Source organism: Phenylobacterium sp. (genome assembly GCF_035276905.1).
Classification (GTDB): domain Bacteria; phylum Pseudomonadota; class Alphaproteobacteria; order Caulobacterales; family Caulobacteraceae; genus Phenylobacterium.
Map to the genome: position 1 here is coordinate 1 of NZ_DATELG010000113.1, position 4,025 is coordinate 4,025.

Below are 4,025 nucleotides of genomic sequence, written 5' to 3' on the forward strand. Positions count from 1 at the left end.
GACCGAGGCCACGTTCTCCAGATTGGCGGAATAGGTCAGGGCGTCGAGGTTCACCACCTCCCAGCCGTCGGCGACCGCGCGTCGCACCACGGCCGATCCGATGAATCCGGCGCCCCCGGTGATCAGGATCTTCATGCGGTCGGCGACTCCATTTTACAAATCCCACCCAGGTCCATAGAATTCGATGCCCTTCCTGGGCCGACCGGCGCCCTGAAATTCTATTGAATAGACAGCGCAAAACATCACAGCGTTATTAACAGCGGCTCCGTTACGCGCCAATCTGGATACGATCCACGTGCTCGAAACCATCAAAGAAATCATCTTGATTGTAAAAAATTGATGACAGGGCGACCGGACGTTCGCACCGCTCCCGCCCCGGCCAGACGATCACCCACCGTTTGAGCCGGATCGACAGCCGGGGTAGTGGGAGAGCGTCGCACGCCGCCCTTCTTCGCGGCGAAGTGGCGAACGATGCGGAAAGGGGGCGCGTGCTTCTTTCAGCCGCGCGACGCCGAAACGAGGAGATCCTGATGGGCCCATGGTCGAAGCCTACCAATGTAAGGACGCCGCCCGCCGGCAGCAGCAGCACCGCGACGCTCGGCCCCGCCGAGTGGGCCTTGATCGTGAGTCTGGCGGCCTTGGTCCTGCTGGGCGCCGCGGCGGTCTGGTTCAGCCGGTATGAGATCGGCGTCGCCGCCGGCGTTCCAGCCCGGCTCGACCGCTTCACCGGTCAGGTGATCGGCTGCATTCCCGGCCAAGGCTGCCTTGAGTTGGTCCCCGCAGGCGAGCCGCCCCTGCGTAGCGGGGTGGTTCACCGGATCCCTGGCGGCGTTGCGCCCTCAGCGGAAGGCAATGCGACGGCGGCCCCGCCAGCGGCCCAAGGCCCGGCCCCGCAAGCCGCCAAATCCGGCCCGGCCGCTCCCGCCAAGCCGTAGCCAGCGGGACCCGGGCGCGGCGCCGGCCCAAGAGACCGATCGGCACGCCACTTGCCGCGCTCCCGGCATTCTGTCTGGGAGCGTGTCATTTTGGGCGATAGGACAGACACTACGGGGCCGCAAGCTCGCGACCGGCGCGCCTGGCGCCGCATCATCTGGCGCCGACGCTTCACCCACCTCGCCTTGGTCGCGGCGATCACCGGCATCAGCACGCTGGCCGCATCACCGCCGTTCCATCGGACCGGCGACGCCGACGTTCCGCCGAGTGAGGCCGGCGGGGGGGCCCCGGAACCAGGCGCCGGCCCCGGCGGCGCGGCCGGCGGCGGCCAGAACCACACGGCCGATGGTGCTCAGCGCTTCTCCGCGCCCCACCCCACCCCCGCCGACGGGGGAACGTCCGGCGCCAATTTCCCCAGCGAACAGCAGACGCCCCCTGCCTCCGAAAACGTCGGCGGCCACCTGAACGACGCCGTCGAGGGCGGCGCTCACGCCCCCTGGGACGCCCCGCCAGCCTACGGCCCAACGCTGGCCCACTATGCGCCCGGCTTCAGCGCAAACGGCGGCGGACGCAGCGCAGGTGGCGGTGGCGGCGGCGGTGGTGGCGGTGGAGGAGGCGGTGGCGGTGGCGGTGGCGGCTCTTCGCCCGGCGGCGACGCCCCTTCGGTTGATTCCGGCGACCCGTGGGAGCAGACCGGCCCCAGCGGGCCTGGCGGCCCCCGGGAGCCGCCTTACGTCGTCGATCCCGACGAGGGGCCGCATCAACCGGGCGATCCGCAATGGCCGCCAAAGGATTGGCCCCGGTCACCAGGCCAGCCGCTGTCGCCGGCGCCCGAGCCCCAGAGCTGGCTGATGATGATCATGGGGTTCGGTCTGATCGGCGGCGCGCTCCGCGGCCGACGGGACAGGCCGGGTCACATCTACTCGCCGCCTGTGGCGGACTGACCCGGACTGCGGTTTTCGGCGCCGGCCTCGACGGCGACGCCGGCAGGTTCAGGCAGGCGCCCTGTCGGCGGCCACCGCCGGACGCGCGCCTCGGTCGTCCGCCGCCACCGACTCCATCACCCCCCGCAGAAAAGCGATGAGTTCGGTCGGCTCGGTCGTCGCCTTGACCCGCGGCCGCTGGCGGGCGACGGCGAGCGCCTCGCGCAGATCCTCGACGGTGTCGGCCCGCATCGCCAGCCCGCGCTTCTGGAAGGCGTCGACGATCTCCATCTGGTGATCGTCGTAGTGTTCGCCTGCCTTCGCCTGCCGCGGCATGGCGATCACGTGGCAGCCCTGCCGCAGCGCCGTGATCATCGAGCCCGTGCCGCCGTGGCAGACGACGATGGACGCTTCGCGCAGCAAGGCTTGGACCTCGCCGAACGGCAGGGTCTCCGAAACCGACACGCCATCGGGCCGCCGGCCGCCAATGCCGGTCTGTATCGTCACAGCTTCGGAGATCGTTCCGTCCTGGCTCAACTGGGCTACGCTGTCGACCAGCCGATCGAATGGCAGCGTCGCGCCGACGGTTGCGAACAGCAGGTCCCGCTTCGCGGGGCATTCGTCGTCGAGCAGCTTCAGCGGATCGAAGACCTTGGCCTTCGGATAGTATTTCGAAAGGCGCGCGGACTGCACGACGAGGTGATGCGCGAGCGGCCCTGCCAGCCGCCCGAAGAGCGACGGCCGCTCGAACCGCGCGAAGGACTCCACGACGATGATCCGCGCGCCGAGCAGGCGGCCGAACAGCACGACGAAGAAGACCGCCCCGGCGCCCGTGCTGATCACCACGTCGGGACGTTCGCCTAGGATGATGCTGAAGGACTTGAAAGCGCTGGCGACCGCCCGCCGCAGCATTCGCAGCGGAGCCCCAAGCTTGGCCTGTCCCCAGGCGAAGTGCGGCACGAAATGGGTGCGAACGTCGTCACCTAGCGACTGCCCCAGCGCCGTCTCTTCGGTGACGAAGAAATGATCGTGCTCCGACCAGATGGGCTGCAGGTCCAGCAACTGGCGAACATGACCGCCGCCGGACGCCGCAAGACAGAGCTTGAGCCGCCGGCCGGCTCGAGCGGATGCGTCTTCGCGGTCCAACGTAGCGCTGTTACTGCCGACCATCTCCGCCTCTCGGTAGCACCGCGGACAGCTTCACTCGGCGCTGTAAAGGAGTGATGAAGCGGCGATGGACCGGCGTCGCTTGACGACGCGCCCGGCAGCATTGCTGCCCGCCTTTCCAGGGAAGGCATAGGCGACAAACAAGCGCAGGCTTGAGCCTCCTCGGGGCGCCCGGCGCTGCGGCGCCCGCATTCGGGGATTCCCCCGAGCGCGCCCCGCGCCCAGGCGTGCTTGGCTCCCGACCGGGAGGTGCACGCGATGCGGGGCGCGGCGGCGGCGGTCTTGGGGTTCGCACTGGCCCTCTTTACCGGCGCCATGGCGCAGGCCGAGCCGGTCCGGCTGCCGACGGTCGAGTGGACGCTCCACGTGCTGCCCAACGGCCTGAAGGTCTACAGCGTGCCGGACGCCACGCGCACCGACGTCAGCGTGCAGGTCTGGTACGAGGTGGGCTCGCGCGACGATCTGCCCGGCCGCTCGGGCCTGGCGCATCTCGTCGAGCACCTGATGTTCAAGGCCACGCGCGACATGCCGGCCGAGTACATCGACCAGCTGACCGAACGGGTCGGCGGCTTCGGCAACGCCTCCACCAACGTCGACTACACCGAGTTCCACGAGACCGTCCCGGCCAGCCAGCTCGAGCCGATCCTGTGGGCCGAGGCGCAGCGGATGGGCGGGCTGGCGCTGACGCCGGGGGATCTGGTCTCGGAGCGATCGGTCGTCGGCCAGGAGCTTCGCGAGGACGTGCTCGACGACCCGTACGGCCGGCTCTTCCTGTTCGACGTCCCCGCCGCCGCCTTCACAGCGCCCGGCTACCAGCGTCCGGCGATCGGCTCGCTGCGCGACCTGCGCGCAACCACCCTCGAAGACGTCCAGGCCTTCCACGCGCGCTACTATCGGCCGGACAACGCCAGCCTCCTCGTCGTCGGCCGCTTCGACGCGAGCGCGCTGGCCGCCTGGGTCGACCGCTATTTCGGCGCCGTCGAGCGCCCTGCCGCGCCGGTG

General features: G+C 69.8%; 5 protein-coding genes. 3 read left to right on the forward strand and 2 right to left on the reverse strand.

What is annotated here, in order from left to right:
* On the reverse strand, positions 1-135 hold a 135-nt coding region (locus VJS38_RS05140), incomplete at its 3' end, for an NAD-dependent epimerase/dehydratase family protein (protein ID WP_324087084.1).
* Positions 136-530: 395 nt separating this feature from the next.
* Between VJS38_RS05140 and VJS38_RS05145 the strand changes: the two genes are divergently transcribed.
* Both VJS38_RS05145 and VJS38_RS05150 read left to right on the forward strand, forming a co-directional pair.
* Positions 531-935 carry a hypothetical protein gene (locus VJS38_RS05145; protein ID WP_324087080.1) on the forward strand — a complete coding sequence of 135 codons (405 nt, stop codon included), beginning with the start codon at positions 531-533 and terminating at the stop codon, positions 933-935.
* Positions 936-1,025: 90 nt separating this feature from the next.
* Entirely contained in the window at positions 1,026-1,877 is an 852-nt protein-coding gene (locus VJS38_RS05150) for a PEPxxWA-CTERM sorting domain-containing protein (RefSeq protein ID WP_324087081.1), read from the forward strand.
* Positions 1,878-1,925: 48 nt separating this feature from the next.
* Here the strand turns inward: VJS38_RS05150 and welK are convergent, their stop codons facing one another.
* Complete coding sequence (gene welK, locus VJS38_RS05155; RefSeq protein WP_324087082.1) at positions 1,926-3,026, reverse strand: beta-1,4-glucuronosyltransferase WelK; 1,101 nt, start codon at positions 3,024-3,026, stop codon at positions 1,926-1,928.
* A gap of 228 nt (positions 3,027-3,254) precedes the next feature.
* Here welK and VJS38_RS05160 point away from each other — a divergent pair.
* On the forward strand, positions 3,255-4,025 hold a 771-nt coding region (locus VJS38_RS05160; RefSeq protein WP_324087083.1), incomplete at its 3' end, for a pitrilysin family protein.

Bases quoted from the DNA above. Each gene is read 5' to 3' on its own strand.
- VJS38_RS05145 (WP_324087080.1), top strand. From the start codon at position 531: ATGGGCCCATGGTCGAAGCCTACCAATGTAAGGACGCCGCCCGCCGGC.
- welK (WP_324087082.1), bottom strand. From the start codon at position 3,026: ATGGTCGGCAGTAACAGCGCTACGTTGGACCGCGAAGACGCATCCGCT.